The organism is Tangfeifania diversioriginum, assembly GCF_900141875.1.
Taxonomy (GTDB): Bacteria; Bacteroidota; Bacteroidia; order Bacteroidales; family Prolixibacteraceae; genus Tangfeifania; species Tangfeifania diversioriginum.
This window is the reverse complement of record NZ_FQZE01000020.1, coordinates 52,323-70,963: the sequence shown is the minus strand read 5'-3', so window position 1 is coordinate 70,963 and position 18,641 is coordinate 52,323. Positions and strand designations below refer to the sequence as shown.

The window sequence follows — 18,641 nt, the reverse complement described above, 5'->3', positions numbered from 1 at the left end:
ATCTTAAAAGTGTAATTAGTTGTTTTCAGCTCCTTGTTTTAGCCAGACAAGAATTAACGCTGCATCAGCCTCAGAATACGTAGGGTGAGAGCCCGTACCGTCAGGGTGTGGCCTGGTATAAATCAGGCTTTCCTCCGGGGTGGAGGTGTTAATATAGCGTGAAGTATTCAAAGCCGAAAAGGCGTTTTCAGGAGTCAGATTCGGAATCTGCCCGCCGGTACCGTGACAGGCCGTACAATTATTACCGGTAAAAATTGGAATAATATCTTCTGAGAACGAGACCTGTTCCACGTCCGGGTCATTGGGATCGATAACCTCTTCGGGCACAATAAAGTCGTATTTGCAACTGGCATAAACCAGTGCGAAAAATACAACGGTAACAATTAACAATAACTTCTTCATACATTTAAAATTTTTGAAAAAAGACCCCTGAAAAGACAGAAGCCTTTTTTCTTACCCGTTCAACCTGTTATTCGTTTGCTTCCAATGCTTCAATAGTATTGGCCAGAAGTGCTTTTACATATTTTGGGTTGTGTGCACCCAGGCTGCGGTCTTCAACCAGTCCAATCCAGTTAAAATAAGCTTGTGCCTGCAGCATTGGATATTCCCCGGTAACCGGGTGGTAACCATTCTCTTCATCTCCTGCAACAACACCCAGTTCAAGTAATTTATCTCTTAGTTTATTCAATTCAGCCTCAACAAGTGCCTGTCCGTTTCCATAATTGAAGTCATCCATATCAGAACCGTGGCAATCGATACATGCATCGAGGTTGGCTTTCCAGGTGTGGCCGCCGCCATTTTCGTATTCGCCCATGTGGCAACCAATACAAGAAGCATCTTCGTTGTAATGATATGAACTTCCTTGTTCAGGATAATTGGCTGTACCGTCTATTTCAGCAAAACCAACACCCAAAACAATATTAGCCTGCGGCCCATGATGTGGCCCATAATGCGAACTTCCAATATTGAAAGTTTCTTCACCAGGGGTCTCTAAATTTGGCTCCGGGGTCCTTGTTTGATGGCAAGTAGCACAGAGGTTGTTATTGCCAATTAAATCCATAGTCGCTGAAGCATCAATATCTTCAAGGTAAACAGCACTTACCGGGTCATTCAACCGAAGTGCATAATCTTCTCCTTCGAATGTTTCATGGATACCATGACATGTATTACACTGCCAGGCTGAAGGATTGGTAATGTCTCCCATAACTTCACCAAATTCAGCATACTGCACAAATCCTTCGTGAGAGTGGCATTCCGCACACCCTTGCCTTGAACCGGCATATGCAACAGCCTTTTCGCCGGAAAAGTGTCCCGACATAGCAAACTCTGCGTTTATTGACTCAATATTATCGGATGCATGACAAACTAAACATGTTACGTTTCCATCTACTCCGTCACGTCCGTCGGCACCATCAGCACCATCTTCTCCGGGAGGGCCCATAGGTCCTTCTTTCACACACGATGCGGCTAAAAAAGCGCACAAACAAACACTCAAAATAAGTTTAAAATTAAATGTGTATTTCATAACAAAATCAGATTAGTAAAATTGATACTATTGTTCCTTTCATTCTTTGGGCATAAAAATACTTCTGATAGAGTGTTGAAATACACAACACACGGTGATATATCAAACACGAATTGTTGATATATTCAACGGTGAAAAATGATCTGAATCAATAAAGGGATTGATGTATGTCAATTAGCCGTTTCGGCTAATCGACCGGAGGCCATTTTCATCAATAATTTCGAAGGTGTTTCCTGAAACTTTAATGAGGCCGGAAGTTTTGAATTGCTGAAGTATTCGCACCAGGCTTTCCTTTGTCATGTTCGACATTTCTGACAAATCCTGGCGCGTAAGTGGTACCGAAAAAGTGTTGTTTTTGTAGATGTCATTTTTCAGATAAAGCAACGTATCGGCCACTCTTCCGGGCATGTATTTTTGGGTGAGGTTTACAAGTTTTGTTACCAGGCTGTTGTTTTGTTTTGTATGATGCCTGAGCAGCTCCACAGAAAAGCTGTTATTCTCTGAAAAAAGATTTGCAAGTTTCGATGAATCGAGCAGGCAAACAGTTACAGGTGTAATCGCCGAGATGGTAAATTTCTGAATATTCCCGTTGAACAAACCGCCACCGGTAACAAAATCCTGGTTACTAATGAGCCTGATGATGATACTTTTCCCGCGTACTCCTTCCACATAAACTTTTGCGAGGCCTTCACGCACACAAACCACGTACGTTGAGCTGGTATTTTGCTTGATAATGGTTTCGCCGGGTTTATAGTGGATTTGATGTTTCCCCTCTACCAGGTAATCCAGCTCGCCTTTGCTTAAGGCCTGTAAAATACTGGTGTTATCATCTCTAAAACAGTTCTTACAACAACAGTCGAAGGTTTTACTGCAGTCATCCGATTGCTTGTGACAATTGGAGCATTCAATATTTTGTGCAATTTTTGCAGATTCCATTGTTGCAAATATATCAATATTTATCTATGTAGCTATTTAAAAATTAATTGACCGCTAACTTAGAAAAAATATTCATCAAAAAAATAATATCCTTTTTTCTTTTATTTCCCTATAAGAAAACAAGAAATGGACACCCGATGTTCATTCATTTTCAGTTTTGTGTATTATGCTTTTCATGGCATCAATCCAGTGCGGTTCAGCATTTAAGCTCTCTACCAACTGCAATTTCTCACCTCCCTGTTCAAGGAAAATCTCCTTATACTCGTCGCCAATTTCAATAATGGTTTCGAGGCAGTCGGTGACAAACGCAGGGGCCAAAACCAGAATTTTCTTTTTGCCTTGTTTTAATTTTTCAAGCAGTAACTTATCTGTAAAAGGTTCCATCCAGTTTTTGTCGAGCCGCGACTGGAAGGACACCGAGTAATCTGACTTTTGAAGGCCCAGTTCCTTTGCCAGCATGCGCGATGTGGCATAACATGTTGCCCGGTAGCAATACTTCCCGTGTTCCGGAATCGATTCAGCACAGTTGCAATCCTGAACTTTAATTCCCGGATGGCATTTTTCAAGCTGGCGGTTTGGCAGGCCGTGGTAAGAAAAAACAACATGATCGTAGGCAGAAGTATCGTATTTTTTTGCCTGAGTTGCAAATGCTTTCAAAAACTTCGGGTGATCATAAAACTGATCGACAACCGACAAGTCAACATCTACCTTCTGTTTTTTCAGCTCCTTTTTTACTGCCACAATGGTAGTTTCGGTTGTTGACATGGCGTGGTGCGGGTACAATGGAAAAAGAATCAGTTTCTTAAACCCCTGCTGTTTTATCTGATTGATAATCCTTTTGTAATCGGGGTTTTGGTAGCGCATGGCCACAAAAACATCGTAATTATCACCAAGTTCTACCTGCAGTTTTTCTTTCATTTCAAAAGAATGATAAATAAGCGGCGATCCTTTTTTTGTCCAGAGCAGTTTATAAAGCCGGGTCGAATTTTTTACCCTGAACGGAATAATGATAAAATTCACCAGGAACTTGCGCAGCAGCCAGGGGAGGTCAATCACGCGTTTATCATTTAAAAATTCGGTGAGGTATTTATATACTGACCCAATGCGGGGTTCATCAGGACTGCCCACATTCATGAGCAAAACTGCAGTTTTATTTTTATTTGTCATACTTGTTTGTTAGCTGAGTTGCAATTGTTTTTCCCTGTTTAATGCGGTCGGCAATCCCAATTCCATCGCGAATATTTCCTGCCAGAATAAGCCCCGGATACTGCATTTCAAGTCGTTCAATGGTTCTCATCTTCTCATCCGATTCAAAACCGTATTGAGGAATAGCATGCCGGTAACGGAAAATCTTCAACAGTGCGGGATTGAATTCCGGCAGCTGAAACATTTCAGAAATTTCTTCTTTAACAATCTGAGTAATTTCATCGTCAGTCAATTCTGCCATTTCAGGTTTTCTCACTCCTCCAAGAAAAACTGATAATAACGCTCCCTGTTCCGGCGCTTTATTTTTCAGGAATGAAGAGAGAAACAACGCTCCGAGAATCCGGCGCTTTTCAACTGAAGGAACCAGCCCTCCAAAGGCATTCAGCGGAATTCCTTCCCACTTTTCAAATCCCAGCGACACCTGCGCAACTTTCGAATAATTCATTTGAAGAACAGGTGATAATTCTTCTTTTCCGATAAACGGCAGTAATTCACTCAGCGCATATCCGCCGATGGCCGAAACAACATGGGTAAACTTTTCCGGTTCGTTACCAATAGTATAATAACCATCATTTTTTTGCACAACCAAATCCGTACAATTCAGCCTGATGTTTTCAGGTCCAATGTTTTTAACCAGCGCATCAATTAAATTTCCCAGTCCGCCTTCCACAGAAAAAATTTCTCCGGTTGCTTTTTTGTCGCGCTCGTTTTTGGGTTGGCGGGCTTTTTTCATTGCCCCGCCAATAAAACTGCCGTAATCCTGCTCCAGGTTATACAATTTTGGGAAAGCGTATTTTGTTACCAGCTGATGTGGGTCGCCCGAATAAATTCCCAAAATAAACGGGTCGATGGCATAATCGAGAAAGCTTTTGCCCATGCGCCTTAAAACCAACCCGGCCAGTGATTCACTCGGGTTCTCGCCTTTTTTGCGGAAAGGTTCGGTAAGCAGGCGCAATTTGTCGGGCAAAGTAAAAAGCGGAGTTGTAATTCCTGTTTTCACGCCCGAAGGCAGTGGCCACCATTTGCCGTTTTTCCAAATCCAGCGTGATTTTGCTGTTTCATCTGCCGGCTCAAGAGTGCAATCGTCTTTCAATTCTTCCAAAAGTTCGGCAACTTCGGGGCGCGAGAGCATTCCGGTATTGGGTCCCGATTCGTAGGTAAATCCATTCTCATGGTGGGTTTGAATAACACCGCCGGGGCGATCGGATTTTTCAAAAATCTGAAATCCGATTCCGGCTTTTTTCAGGTAAAAGGCTGTTGTTAATCCAGTTAATCCTGCACCAATTACCGCTACATTCATATTGTTTTTACGTTCCATTTATTATAAAGCTTTTGAAAACCGTTTGTTCTCATTTGTTAAGTTCGGATCGAACTTAGAGGCAATGTTACGAATGAAAAACCGGCCGGCATCGGTTACTTTAAAAACTGAGCCCTGCTCCATTTGCAATAATCCATCAACAACAAAACTTTCCATTTGTTTTTCCTCGAAATGCAAAGCCTGTTTCACATCCGAAACTGAAATAGTAAAGAACCGGGCCGTTTCTTCAAACGACACAAATTCGTTACACATAATTTCAGTAATTACGTGGCGTACAATTTTTTCACCGGTGTTCAGTTTGTACCCTTTTTCAATATTGAATTGCCCTTTGTTAATCCGCTCAAGGTACACATCCGGAACCTTTCCGTTTTGGGCGTAAACTCCCTCCAGCTGGCTAATTCCGGTAGCGCCGAACGCATAAACCTGCCCCGTGGTTTCGCGGGTGCAATAGCCCTGAAAATTACGGTGCAGTTTCCGGTTTTTAAGCGCAACACTTAGTTCGTCATTGGCTTTGGCAAAATGGTCGAGGCCAATGGCAGTGTAACCATTTTCGGTAAGAATTTTATAACCTTCCAAAAACATTCTCAGTTTTTCATCGGCTTCGGGCAGTCCCCGTTTCTCAAGAATTTTTTGTGCTTTTTTAATCCATGGTACATGGGCGTACGAAAAAGTAACCAAACGGTCGGGCGAAATATCCACTGCCTTTTCAATTGTTTCCGAAAAACTTTTTATGTCCTGGAAGGGAAGCCCGTAAATAAAATCGAGGTTCACCCCGGTATTTTCGTGGCTGCGAATCCAGCCCACAATTTCTTTTACCGGGACTTTGGGTGCATCGCGGTTTACGTTGTCGAGCACCTCTTGTTTGAAATCCTGGATACCCAGGCTGAACCGGTTAAACCCGGCCTGTACCAGTTGTTCGGTGTATTTTTCATCGAGCATGGCCGGGTGGCATTCAATGGCGATTTCAGGTTTGTCGATAAACTCGAAATTTTCATGGATAGTATCCATAATATCCCGAATTGTTTCCACAGGCAGCGAGTTGGGTGTTCCGCCGCCCCAATGCACCTGCGACACTTTCCGCACTGGATCGAGCATTTTTTTCACCATTAAAATTTCTTTTTTAACGGCTTCCATGTAGGTGCACATTCTGTCTGTATCGCGGGTAAACTGCGTGTTGCAGCCACAAAAATGGCACATTTTGGTGCAAAAAGGAACATGCACATAAATGGAAATATTTTGCGGCCAGCCACTGTTAGAAGCTTCAATGGCTTCAACGTACTCCTTTTCTCCAAACTCGGAATGAAAATAATTGGCCGGAGGGTAACTGGTGTAACGCGGCACCGGGATGTTATATTTTTCAATTAACTTTTCAGATATCTTCATAACTTTCTGCTGTAACAAATTAAACGGCCTTTTTATCAATCCTATCTTCCCTTTTCAATGGTGTACCTTCAGAGCAAAAAACTGAAAATTTGTCTTGACAAAAGACGATTGTGAGAATAAACATACTTATTTCTAAGAACCTGCAAAAATAAAACAACCGTTTGTTAAAATAAAACAAACTGACATTTTTTAATCCCGGAATACTTTTCTCCTATGTGATTAGCTTAATTTAAAAAAATTGCACCGATAGAATTCTTGATTTTTTAATACTTTTAGGGTCACCAAAGAATATAAAGGTGCCTGGTACATTTTCGTAAACAGTTGTGAAACATACTGAAAAGCCAAAGCAAAAAACTTATGGTTTACCGCAATAAAAGCCTATAGATTTATTGAAAGAAAAATGACTAAAGAACATCAAATAGAAGAAAACCTGATTGAACAACTCAAGGAGCTGAAATATACGCATCGCCCTGATATTGTTGACAGGAAAACACTTGAACAAAATTTCAAAGTCAAATTTGAAGCACTAAACCGTGTCCGGCTTTCGGATAGCGAATTTTTACGTTTACGCGAAGAAATAATCAACCCTGATGTTTTTGTAGCGTCAAAAATGTTGCGTGAAAGGCAATATTTCCAAAGGGAAGATGGAACTCCTTTACATTACACCCTCGTTAACATTAAAGACTGGTGTAAAAATGAATATGAAGTGGTTAGTCAGCTGCGTATCAACACAGAAAACAGCAATCAGCGTTATGACATCATTTTGTTGATTAACGGCTTGCCGGTAGTTCAGATTGAGTTAAAAAAACTGGACATCTCACCACGTAAAGCCATGCAACAAATTGTGGATTACAAAAACGAACCCGGCAATGGCTATGGAAATACATTAATGTGTTTCATGCAATTGTTCATTGTCAGTAATCGAAGTAATACTTTCTATTTTTCAAACAACAAAAACCAGCATTTTCAATTCAATGCTGATGAACAGTTTTTGCCGATTTACAAACTGGCGGATGAAAAGAACAACAAAATCACCCACCTTGAACCATTCACCAAAAAATTCTTATCGAAATGCACTTTGGGTGAAATGATTAGCAAGTATATGGTGCTGGTAGAAAGCGAGCAAAAAATACTTGTGATGCGTCCCTACCAAATTTATGCGGTTAAGGCGATTGTAGATTGCATCCATCAAAACCGGGGAAATGGCTACATCTGGCACACTACCGGGAGTGGTAAAACATTGACATCTTTCAAAGCTTCTACCCTTCTGAAAGATAATCCTGACATTGAAAAATGTTTGTTTGTGGTTGACCGTAAAGACCTTGATCGTCAAACCCGTGAGGAATTCAATAAATTCCAGGAAGGCAGTGTAGAAGAAAACACCAATACTGAAACACTGGTGAGGCGTTTACTTTCTACCGATTATGCCGACAAAGTAATTGTTACTACTATTCAAAAATTGGGATTGGCTTTGGATGGTACGTACAAAAAGAATTTTAAAGAGCGGCTGGAGCCATTGAGTGTTAAACGGGTAGTTTTTATTTTTGACGAATGCCACCGCTCACAGTTTGGAGAAAACCATAAAGCAATTAAGGAGTTCTTTCCAAATGCTCAGCTGTTTGGTTTTACCGGAACACCCATTTTTGAAGAGAACGCTATCAATAAATTCAGGGAAGACCAGTTTGAAAAATATCAAACCACAGAATCTGTTTTTGAAAAGGAATTACATGCCTACACTATTACCCATGCCATAGACGATAAAAACGTACTAAAATTTCACATCGACTACTTCAAGGGCGAAGGCTCAGTGGATGCCAAACCGGGCGAAGCAATCGCAGAGCAAGCGGTAGCTGAGGCCATTATTAACAAGCATAATGCAGCCACAAACCAACGTAAATTCAATGCTTTGTTAGCCACCGCTTCTATTAACAATGCTATTGAATATTATCGGCTTTTCAAAGAAGTACAGAAGAAGAAATTAGCAGAAAATCCCGAATTTGAACCACTCAATATTGCATGTGTGTTTTCTCCTCCTGCCCAATTGATTGCAAAGAACGGCGACAGTTCCGATAGCTATCGGAATCAGAGAAATGCGGCAGACATTAAACAACTTCAGGAAGATTTACCTCAGGAACTGGAAGACAACAAACAAAATCCTGAAGAAAAGAAAGCGGCATTAATTGAGATTATTGCTGATTACAATAAACAATATGGCACCAATCATGATATAAATAACTTCGATATTTACTATCAGGATATTCAAAAACGTATCAAAGATCAGAAATACAGTAATAAGGATTATCCGCATAAAAATAAGATTGACCTTACCATTGTGGTAGATATGTTGCTTACGGGTTTTGACTCCAAATTTCTCAACACTTTGTATGTGGATAAAAACCTGAAATATCATGGTTTGATACAAGCGCTTTCGCGCACCAACCGGGTGTTGAATGACACGAAACCCTATGGAAATATTTTGGATTTCCGTTCACAACAGGATGCCGTAAACCAGGCTATTACTTTATTTTCAGGTGAGGACAGCAGTAAAGCCAAAGAAATCTGGATGGTTGACCCTGCTCCGGTGGTGATTGACCAATACCAAAAAGCGGTGGAAGAATTGGGCGATTTTATGCAGGAACACAACCTTGTAAACGAACCTCAGGAAGTGTATAACCTGCGTGGTGATGCCGCCAAAATTGCATTTGTAAAGAACTTTAAAGAAGTGCAGCGGCTTAAAACTCAACTCGACCAGTACACCGATCTGGATGAAGAGCAGCAGTCCACCATCGAATCCATTTTGCCAAAAGATACCTACCAGGAATTCAAAAGCTCCTATTTGGAAACCGCCAAAGAATTCAAGAAAAGGCAGGAAAAAGAGGGTGACGATGCACCGGAAGATATCCAGCAACTGGATTTTGAATTTGTGTTGTTTGCCTCTGCGGTAATTGATTACGATTACATTATGAACCTGATTGCCGACAGCACGCAGAAGAAACCGTCTAAGCAGAAAATGACCAAGGCACAGGTGATTAGCTTGCTAAAATCGAACTCAAACCTGATGGAAGAGGAGGAAGATTTAACGGACTATATCGACCAGGTGGATTGGAACAAAGGACAAACCGCAGAGGAGCTAAAACAAAACTTTGAAACCTTTAAAGTAGAAAAATACGACAAGGAATTATCCGCAATCGCTAATAAACACGGATTGCAGGCAACAGTATTAAAAAGTTTTGTGGAAAAAATAATGAACCGGATGATTTTTGACGGTGAAAAACTCACCGACCTCTTAGAACCTTTGGAGCTAAGCTGGAAAGAACGCCGGAAAAAGGAACTGGCATTAATGGAAGACCTGGTTCCACAATTAAAAAAACTAGCCCAGGGGCGTGAAATATCAGGATTAGCAGCTTATGAATAGTCTTGAACAGGATTTTTAAGATAATTAAGATATACAGGATGATATCTGAACAGGATGAAAAACATCTTGTCTATCCTGCCATCTCAAACATCCTGTTCAGACAATTAAAAGATAGACAAGATGACAACAGAAGAAATAAATAAACTTACTCATAGAATTATTGGATGCGCTATGGAAGTGCATAACCAAATGGGTAATGGGTTTCAAGAGGTTGTTTATCAGCGTGCTTTAAGTATTGAATTAAACCTGAATGGAATTGAGCATAAAAGAGAATTGGAAATGCCGTTAGAATACAAAGGTTACAATGTTGGAACTCGAAGAGTAGATTTTTTCGTGGAAGGAACAGTCATGGTAGAGATAAAAGCTATCGAAAAGTTGGAAGGTGTCCACAAAGCACAAGCAATCAATTATTGCGAAGCCTACAGCATTGCCGATGGATTACTTATCAACTTTGGAGCGGAAAGACTACAGTATCATCGTGTATTTAATAAAAAATTAAAGTCTTGAACAGAATTTTTATGATAAATAAGATATACAGGATAAATTCTAAACAGGATGAGAAAAAAGATGAGATACTCAGAAAAAAAAATCTTGTCTATCCTGCATATCTTATAAATCATGTTCAGACAATTAGCAGCTTATGAGTAAGAAAAACACAAAAATTGAAGTGAAGGGTCAGGAAATAACTGTTCTCAGTATGAAAGAACAGGATTTCATTTCCCTTACAGACATTGCGAAACACAAATCGGATGACCCCAGTGCGGTTATTGGAAATTGGATGCGAAACAGAAATACTATTGATTTCTTAGGAATATGGGAATCGCTATACAATCCGGATTTTAAACCCCTCGAATTCGAGGGGTATAGAAATCAGGCAGGGCTGAATGCTTTCACTCTTTCTGCAAAAAAATGGACAGAAACAACCAATGCCATCGGCTTTGTCGTTAAATCGGGAAGATATGGTGGAACCTTTGCACATAAAGATATAGCATTTAAATTCGCCAGTTGGATTTCTGTTGAGTTCGAACTTTATGTAGTAAAAGAATTCCAACGCTTAAAAGTGGCAGAAGCCAAAGAACTTGACTGGAATATTAAACGCCAGCTCACCAAAATAAACTACCGCATACACACCGATGCCATTAAAGAAAACCTGATTCCCGACAACCTTACCCCGCAACAAATCAGTTACGTTTATGCCAACGAGGCCGATGTGCTGAACATGGCGCTCTTTGGCAAAACCGCAAAACAATGGCGCGATGAAAACCCCGACAAAAAAGGGAATATCCGCGATTACGCCAATGTTTCGCAACTGGTATGCCTGGCGAACCTCGAAAACCTGAATGCAGTGATGATTGAAGAGAACTCCCCACAACCCGAACGCTTAAAAAAACTCAACCAAATTGCCATTCACCAAATGAAAATCCTTGTGTCGGATGGAAACATTGAAAAACTTAAGGCGCATGAGTAAAGAAGTATCCTTATCACATCAGTATATTGAAAGCCGAATTTTTAATATTCGGAATGCACAGGTAATGATTGATCGCGATTTAGCAGAAATGTATCAGGTTGAAGTAAAGCGCTTGAATGAACAAGTGAAAAGAAACAATGAGCGATTTCCAAGTTCTTTTAGATTTCAATTGAATGAAACCGAAAAAAAAGAACTGGTCGCAAATTGCGACCGGTTTGATTCACTAAAACACTCTTCAGTTAATCCATACGCATTTACCGAACAAGGAGTAGCCATGCTTTCTTCTGTTTTAAGAAGCGATATTGCAATTAAAGTAAGCATTCAAATAATCAATGCATTTGTGCGGATGCGAAAAATCATTAACGAAAACTTAGGCTTATTACAAAGGATGGAAGGGGTAGAAAAAAAACAAATTGAAACCGACCAAAAGTTTGAGCGCATATTTAAAGCGCTTGAAAGTAAAGCCTTTAACAAAAGCCACGACCGTTTTTTAATTATTGACGAATCGGAGGTTTATCATCTTGGGGCCTCTTTAAAAGATTTGGGTAAAAAATGGTTTGCTTTCTCAAAGCTGGACATAAACTCGGTGGAAAACATTTTAAAGGCAATAGAAAAAAAAGTCTGAACTATGATTCGGATGATTAAATGAAAAACTATGATTAAGGTAAAGGAATGAAATCACATCATCACACAAATCAAAGAAATCAATGTTCAGACAAATGAGTAAAGAGAATAAAATAATACCGGAATTGCGTTTCCCTGAGTTTGTGAAGGATGTGGAGTGGGTGAAGAAAAAACTCGGTGATATTGGTGAACCTTTGATGTGTAAAAGAATTTTTAAAGAACAAACTACTTCTAATCCAGAAAATGGTATTCCATTTTATAAAATTGGCACATTTGGTAAGCAAGCAGATTCCTATATCCCTGTTGACTTGTACAATGAATATAAAAACAAATACAACTTCCCTAATAATGGTGATATCCTAATTTCTGCGTCTGGCACAATTGGAAGATTAGTTATTTATGACGGAACTCCTGCATATTATCAGGATTCCAATATTGTTTGGCTTGGTCATAATGAAGAGCAGGTATCAAACGGCTTTTTATTCTATTGCTATTTAATGATAAATTGGCAAACTTCAGATGGTGGAGTAATCAAAAGGCTATATAACTCTGATTTGAAAAATATTAAAATCATTTTCCCCGAGAACAAATCAGAACAACAAAGAATAGCCTCCTGCCTTTCTTCTTTAGATGAGCTGATAGCCGCCCACAACGATAAGCTGCAAGCCCTCAAATACCACAAGAAAGGCCTGATGCAAAACCTTTTTCCACAAGAAGGACAGAAAGTTCCCAATTATCGTTTTCCGGAGTTTGAAAATTATGGGGAGTGGGTGGAATTTGAACTTGGAAAAATTGCAGAAAATTTAGATTCAAGAAGAGTTCCAATTACAAGTAATAAAAGAGAGAAAGGAGATGTCCCATACTATGGTGCGTCTGGTATAATTGATTATGTAAAAGATTACATTTTTGATGAAGAACTTTTACTCATTTCTGAAGATGGAGCAAATTTAATAGCACGAGTCTATCCAATTGCTTTTTCAATTTCTGGTAAAACATGGGTAAATAACCACGCTCATGTTTTGAAATTTAAAAATTGGTATACTCAAGTTCTTGTGGAAAAATATTTAAACTCAAAGAACATTGAGGATTTCTTAACTGGAATGGCTCAACCAAAACTCAATAGAGGGAAGTTGGATATTATTCCCATACAGCTCCCTAAGAAACCAGAGGAACAACAAAAAATCGCCTCCTGTCTTTCAGCTCTGGATGAGTTAATCACAGCACAGGCAGAAAAAATTGAGCAATTGCAACAGCATAAAAAAGGGTTGATGCAGGGCTTGTTTCCAAAAATGTCTGAACTATGATTTGAATGATTAAATGATTAACTATGATTAATAATGAGTATAAATATTCTGATTTAACAGCCAAAATTATTGGCTGTGCAATGAAGGTACATGCAGCCCTGGGCAATGGGTTTCAGGAAGTAATTTATCAACGGGCAATGGAAATAGAAATGTCATACGAAGGTATCAGTTTTAGCCGTGAACACGAAATGCCGATATATTACAAAAACCAGCAAATAGGTACAAGGCGGGTTGATTTTTTAGTAGAGGGCATTGTTTCATTAGAACTAAAAGCAATTATTAAAATGGAGGATGTACATCTTGCCCAGGCAATAAACTACCTCGAAGCTTATGATCTCGAAATTGGTCTTCTGATAAATTTTGGGGCGAAAAGTTTAGAATTTAAAAGAGTTCAGAACAAAAAGTTCAAACAACAAAATCAAGGCAATCCGGAAATCATGAAAAATCAAGGTTCAGACAAATGACACAAAAAGAACAGCAACAACTGGGTAAAACCCTTTGGAATATAGCAGACCAACTGCGTGGAGCAATGAATGCGGATGATTTTCGCGATTATATGCTTTCGTTTCTTTTTCTAAAATATTTATCGACCAATTACGAAGAATCTGCAAAAAAGGAATTGGGCAGAGATTACCCGAGCGACACGCCTCCGGATGAGATGTCGAAGCTCAGGGTAAAACCACCCTTAGAAAAATGGTATAAAGAAAACCCGGATGATGTGGTGGATTTTGAAAAGCAAATGCGCAGAAAAGTGCATTATGTGATTAAGCCGGAATTCTTGTGGAATAATATCACCGAGCTTGCCCGCACTCAGGATGGCGATTTGCTTAGAACACTGGAGAAAGGGTTTAAATACATCGAAAATGAATCCTTTGCCAACTCTTTCCAGGGCTTATTTTCGGAAATTAACCTGAATTCTGAAAAACTGGGAAAAACACCCACCGACCGCAACAAAAAACTTTGCACCATCATTCAAAAAATCGCAGAAGGTATCGCAGATTTTTCCACCGATACCGATACACTTGGTGATGCCTACGAATATCTGATTGGTCAGTTTGCCGCAGGTTCGGGTAAAAAAGCAGGTGAATTTTATACACCCCAGCAAATATCTACCATTCTTTCAGAAATCGTTACATTGGACAGTCAGGACCCAAGTACAGGAAAGAAAAACAAATTGGATAATGTATTGGATTTTGCCTGTGGTTCGGGTTCTTTATTGTTGAATGTAAGGAAACGCATCAAAGAAAATGACGGCAGTATCGGCAAAATTTATGGGCAGGAAAAGAACATTACTACCTACAACCTTGCCCGGATGAACATGCTTTTGCATGGAATGAAAGATGCCGAATTTGATATATTTCATGGAGATACACTGCTCAACCAATGGGAACTGCTCAACGAAATGAATCCGGCTAAGAAAATGGAGTTCGATGCAATAGTAGCCAATCCACCGTTCAGTTTACGTTGGGAACCCAACGATACTTTAGCAGAAGATTTTCGTTTCAAAAGTTATGGACTTGCACCCAAATCAGCTGCCGATTTTGCGTTCCTGTTACACGGTTTTCATTTTTTAAGTGAAGATGGTACAATGGCAATCATACTGCCTCACGGAGTTTTATTTCGTGGCGGTGCAGAAGAACGAATCCGCACCAAACTTTTAAAAGATAACAACATTGATACGGTTATCGGATTGCCGTCAAAATTATTCTATTCCACTGGAATACCGGTTTGCATACTTGTACTGAAGAAATGTAAAAAACAAGACGATGTTTTATTTATCAATGCCAGTGAGCAGTATGAAAACGGAAAACGTCAGAACAGCCTGGGCAAAAAACATATTAAAAACATTGTTGAGACCTATAAATACAGGGAAGAAACCGAACGCTTTTCAAGAAAAGTCTCAATGGACGAAATTGAAAAGAACGGTCACAATCTGAACATTTCGAGGTATGTAAGTACCGCGGAAGATGAAGTACAAATTGACCTGGATAAAGTTAATGCAAACCTGACTTCAATAAATGAAAGAATTAAAACCAATACGGACAAACACAATGAATTCCTGAAAGAGTTGGGGTTAAAAACAATTTGAAACTGATTTCGACAAATTGTCAAATTAATTTAGAAGAGGAATTTCAAACGATGAAAAGTACGCTCTCAATTTATTCCAACAAATAGAAAAGAATCAGGAAATAATAAATTGCTTAATTTCTGTTGCTAACCACGCACACCAACAAGCCAACACACCTGTAACAATTTAAATTCTGTTAAATTTGGCAAAAATTATATTGTATGTTACCAAAAATTTCAAAGATATCCCAACAGAAAGAAAACTGCTCAGCTGCTGTTATAATTGACAAACCGGGACAAATTTCATCTCCTTCGTTTTCAGAGCGTGAAAAAAAATACGCTGCCAAAAAATTAAAAGATAAAAACGAATGCACCGTTTTTAAGTTGCCGCATATTTTCTTTTTCCACCAAACAAAAAAAGAAGACGGAAACAGCCAGGCAGAAAGTGCCCGCAAAGCAGGCGCCGCTTTTTACGATATCCTCAAAAATGAAAACATAAAAACTGTTCAGCTTGCCCGTTTTAGTGAAAAAAACCTCACGCTTCCGTTTCTCGAAGGATTGCTTTTGGCTGGCTATTCTTTTTCAAAATACAAGAAGAAAAAAGAAGAACGTGTCCTGAAAGAAATTTTGGTGGCAGACGATGCCGTTTCAGCAGAACAAATCGACGAACTGAAAACCATTACCGAAGCCGCATTTCACGCCCGCAATTTGATTAACGAACCGCTCTCGTACCTCACCGCTGAACGTTTTTCGGAAGAAATTGCCAAGCTGGGAAAAGAGGCCGGTTTTCAGGTTGAAATTTTAAACCGGAAAAAAATCGAAGCGCTGCGAATGGGCGGCCTGCTGGCCGTGAACAAGGGAAGCATCGATCCGCCAACTTTCAACATTCTTGAATGGAAACCCCAAAATGCAAAAAACAAGCAACCGGTTATTTTGGTAGGAAAAGGTGTGGTGTACGACACCGGCGGACTGAGCCTCAAACCCACTGCAAAATCAATGGACTACATGAAAAGTGACATGGGCGGAGGCGCCGTTGTTGCTGCTACACTTTACGCTGTTGCAAAAAACAATCTGCCCGTTCATGTAATTGGTTTAATACCGGCCACCGACAACCGCCCCGACGGAAACGCTTACGTGCCGGGCGATGTAGTTACCATGTACGACGGCACCACCGTGGAAATTAAAAACACTGATGCCGAAGGCCGCCTCCTGCTGACCGATGCGCTGAGCTATGCCAAAAAATTCAACCCGAAACTGGTTATCGATGTGGCAACACTAACGGGTTCGGCCGAACTGATTACCGGACCCCATGCGCTACTCGCCATGGGCAACAGCCCCGAAAATCTAAAACGCTTACAACTTTCGGGCGAAGAAACGTTTGAAAGGGTTGTTGAGCTGCCGTTGTGGGAAGAATTTGCCAAGCCGCTCAAATCATCCATCGCCGATTTAAACAACCTGGGCGCCCGTGAAGGCCAGACTTCCATCGCCGGGAAATTTCTCGAACATTTCACCGGTTATCCATGGCTGCACTTAGACACCGCAGGCGTTGCCTATCTGCACGAAAAAATTGCCTACCGTCCCGAAGGCGGCAATGATTTTGGCACCCGCCTGCTCTGTCACTTTTTGAAAAAATTCAATTAAAAACGTAACTTTGTCGTTCTTTTAAAAGACTTAATTATAACACGATAGAATACAGCATAATGAGCAATACAATAAAAGTAGGAATTTCACAAGGCGATATTAACGGAATCAGTTACGAGGTAATAATGAAAACGCTGCTCGATTCGCGTATTTTGGAAATGTGCACCCCAATTATTTACGGGTCGCCAAAAGTAGCAGCCTATCACCGCAAGGCACTTAATATTAACAATCTAAGTTTAAACCATGTACGCACTCCTGCAGAAGCAGGGCCAAACAAAGCGCATGTGTTAAACTGCATCGACGACAATGTGCGGGTAGAACTGGGGAAATCAAGTCCAATTGCCGGCGAGGCCTCTTTTATGGCCCTCGACCGTGCCACCTCCGATTTAAAAGAAGGACTGATTGACGTTTTGGTAACCGCCCCAATCAACAAAGACAATATCCAGAGCGAAAATTTCAAGTTCCCGGGGCACACCGAATTTCTTGCCCAAAAATTTGGCACCAAAGAATACCTGATGCTAATGGTTAGCGAAACCATGAAAATTGGCCTGGTAACCACCCACCTGCCCATTTCCGAAGTAGCTGACCATATTACCAAAGAAGCGGTCCTCTCAAAAATCCGGATCATTTCCAGGGCATTACAACAAGATTTTGCCATCACCCGGCCACGCATTGCGGTTTTCGGGCTGAACCCGCATGCCGGTGACAACGGACTTCTGGGCAATGAAGAAAACGAGGTGATTTTACCGGCCATTATTCAGGCCAAAAAAGAAGGCATAATTGCACTTGGCCCTTATTCGGCCGATGGATTTTTTGGTGCTGAAGACTACAGAAAATTCGATGCCATTTTGGCCATGTACCACGATCAGGGCCTCATCCCCTTCAAGCTCTCTTCGTTTGAAAGAGGTGTGAACTACACTGCCGGACTGCCGTTTATTCGCACATCGCCGGCACATGGTACGGCTTATTCGCTTGCAGGAGAAGACAAAGCCTCACCCGACTCTTTCCGGCAGGCACTTTACCTGGCACTCGATATTCACAAAAACAGGAAAATGCACGAAGAAATCACAAAAAATCCTTTAAAGAAATACGATATCACATCGAACCAGGAAGACGAAGGTGTTGATATTGAAGCGGAAAACGATCAAAACTTTTAAACTCTTTGACCCATGTACGAATTTATCCGGGGAACAATAACGGCCCTGAATCCGGCAAGTGTAGTTGTAGAAACCGCAGGAGTTGGCTACTTCATCAATATTTCGTTAAATACTTACAGTAAAATAAACGGCCAAAAAGAGGCCAGCCTGTTCATCCACCAGGTAGTTCGCGAAGATGCCCATATTCTTTACGGGTTTGCCGAACAACGGGAGCGCGAAATTTTCCGAAACCTGATTTCGGTAAACGGAGTTGGTGCCAACACGGCCATTATGATGCTCTCGTCGCTAAACCCCGATGAATTATCGGCAGCAGTAACATCAGGAAATGCCGATGTTTTAAAAGCAGTGAAAGGGATTGGCGCCAAAACCGCACAGCGCATAATTATTGACCTGAAAGATAAATTCGGTAAAATTTCCGAAACCGGTCAAATTTTAATTTCAGCAGACAATACAAGCCAAAAAGAATCGTTATCTGCTTTAGTCATGCTGGGGTTTGCCAAAAAAGATGCAGAAAAGGTTGTATCAAAAATTATTCGGGAAGATCCGGATGCAACCGTGGAAAGTGTGATTAAAAGAGCGTTAAAAAGGTTATAAAAA

General features: G+C 40.5%; 16 protein-coding genes. 10 read left to right on the top strand and 6 right to left on the bottom strand.

Going from position 1 to position 18,641, the window contains the following annotated elements; genetic code table 11:
- Nucleotides 1–15: 15 nt before the first annotated feature.
- From BUC07_RS13150 to hemN, 6 genes are all read right to left on the bottom strand, one after another.
- On the bottom strand, nucleotides 16–402 hold the full coding sequence (locus BUC07_RS13150) for a c-type cytochrome (protein WP_073170210.1): 387 nt from the start codon (nucleotides 400–402) through the stop codon (nucleotides 16–18).
- Between the two features lie 67 nt (nucleotides 403–469).
- Nucleotides 470–1,525 carry a hypothetical protein gene (locus BUC07_RS13145; protein WP_139279578.1) on the bottom strand — a complete coding sequence of 352 codons (1,056 nt, stop codon included), beginning with the start codon at nucleotides 1,523–1,525 and terminating at the stop codon, nucleotides 470–472.
- A gap of 174 nt (nucleotides 1,526–1,699) precedes the next feature.
- Nucleotides 1,700–2,461 carry a Crp/Fnr family transcriptional regulator gene (locus tag BUC07_RS13140; protein ID WP_073170206.1) on the bottom strand — a complete coding sequence of 254 codons (762 nt, stop codon included), beginning with the start codon at nucleotides 2,459–2,461 and terminating at the stop codon, nucleotides 1,700–1,702.
- 141 nt (nucleotides 2,462–2,602) lie between these two features.
- Nucleotides 2,603–3,628, bottom strand: coding sequence for a ferrochelatase (gene hemH / locus BUC07_RS13135; protein ID WP_073170204.1), 1,026 nt, complete (start codon nucleotides 3,626–3,628; stop codon nucleotides 2,603–2,605).
- Nucleotides 3,618–4,985 (bottom strand): protoporphyrinogen oxidase, encoded by a 1,368-nt coding sequence (gene hemG / locus BUC07_RS13130; protein WP_073170202.1) that lies wholly within the window; start codon nucleotides 4,983–4,985, stop codon nucleotides 3,618–3,620. The genes hemH and hemG overlap by 11 nt, the downstream gene beginning before the upstream one ends.
- A 3-nt stretch (nucleotides 4,986–4,988) precedes the next feature.
- Nucleotides 4,989–6,368, bottom strand: a complete 1,380-nt coding sequence (hemN, locus tag BUC07_RS13125) for an oxygen-independent coproporphyrinogen III oxidase (RefSeq protein WP_217652699.1) — start codon at nucleotides 6,366–6,368, stop codon at nucleotides 4,989–4,991.
- Nucleotides 6,369–6,768: 400 nt separating this feature from the next.
- Between hemN and BUC07_RS13120 the strand changes: the two genes are divergently transcribed.
- From BUC07_RS13120 to ruvA, 10 genes are all read left to right on the top strand, one after another.
- Nucleotides 6,769–9,783, top strand: a complete 3,015-nt coding sequence (locus BUC07_RS13120) for a type I restriction endonuclease subunit R (RefSeq protein WP_073170200.1) — start codon at nucleotides 6,769–6,771, stop codon at nucleotides 9,781–9,783.
- A 120-nt stretch (nucleotides 9,784–9,903) separates the two neighbouring features.
- Nucleotides 9,904–10,290 (top strand): GxxExxY protein, encoded by a 387-nt coding sequence (locus BUC07_RS13115; RefSeq protein WP_073170198.1) that lies wholly within the window; start codon nucleotides 9,904–9,906, stop codon nucleotides 10,288–10,290.
- A gap of 133 nt (nucleotides 10,291–10,423) precedes the next feature.
- Nucleotides 10,424–11,251: a KilA-N domain-containing protein gene (locus BUC07_RS13110; RefSeq protein WP_073170197.1), complete on the top strand. Its 828-nt coding sequence runs from the start codon at nucleotides 10,424–10,426 to the stop codon at nucleotides 11,249–11,251.
- Complete coding sequence (locus BUC07_RS13105; RefSeq protein ID WP_245792708.1) at nucleotides 11,217–11,876, top strand: ORF6N domain-containing protein; 660 nt, start codon at nucleotides 11,217–11,219, stop codon at nucleotides 11,874–11,876. The genes BUC07_RS13110 and BUC07_RS13105 overlap by 35 nt, the downstream gene beginning before the upstream one ends.
- Nucleotides 11,877–11,970: 94 nt before the next feature.
- Nucleotides 11,971–13,179, top strand: a complete 1,209-nt coding sequence (locus BUC07_RS13100; RefSeq protein ID WP_083578253.1) for a restriction endonuclease subunit S — start codon at nucleotides 11,971–11,973, stop codon at nucleotides 13,177–13,179.
- A gap of 23 nt (nucleotides 13,180–13,202) precedes the next feature.
- Complete coding sequence (locus tag BUC07_RS13095) at nucleotides 13,203–13,643, top strand: GxxExxY protein (RefSeq protein WP_073170190.1); 441 nt, start codon at nucleotides 13,203–13,205, stop codon at nucleotides 13,641–13,643.
- A complete protein-coding gene (locus BUC07_RS13090) occupies nucleotides 13,640–15,268 on the top strand; it encodes a type I restriction-modification system subunit M (protein WP_073170188.1) in 1,629 nt (542 codons plus the stop codon). Before BUC07_RS13095 ends, BUC07_RS13090 begins: the two co-directional genes overlap by 4 nt.
- 200 nt (nucleotides 15,269–15,468) lie before the next feature.
- Nucleotides 15,469–16,887, top strand: a complete 1,419-nt coding sequence (locus BUC07_RS13085; protein ID WP_073170186.1) for a leucyl aminopeptidase family protein — start codon at nucleotides 15,469–15,471, stop codon at nucleotides 16,885–16,887.
- Nucleotides 16,888–16,946: 59 nt separating this feature from the next.
- Nucleotides 16,947–18,044, top strand: a complete 1,098-nt coding sequence (pdxA, locus tag BUC07_RS13080) for a 4-hydroxythreonine-4-phosphate dehydrogenase PdxA (RefSeq protein ID WP_073170184.1) — start codon at nucleotides 16,947–16,949, stop codon at nucleotides 18,042–18,044.
- A gap of 12 nt (nucleotides 18,045–18,056) precedes the next feature.
- Entirely contained in the window at nucleotides 18,057–18,638 is a 582-nt protein-coding gene (gene ruvA / locus BUC07_RS13075; RefSeq protein WP_073170182.1) for a Holliday junction branch migration protein RuvA, read from the top strand.
- The last annotated feature ends 3 nt before the right edge of the window (nucleotides 18,639–18,641 follow it).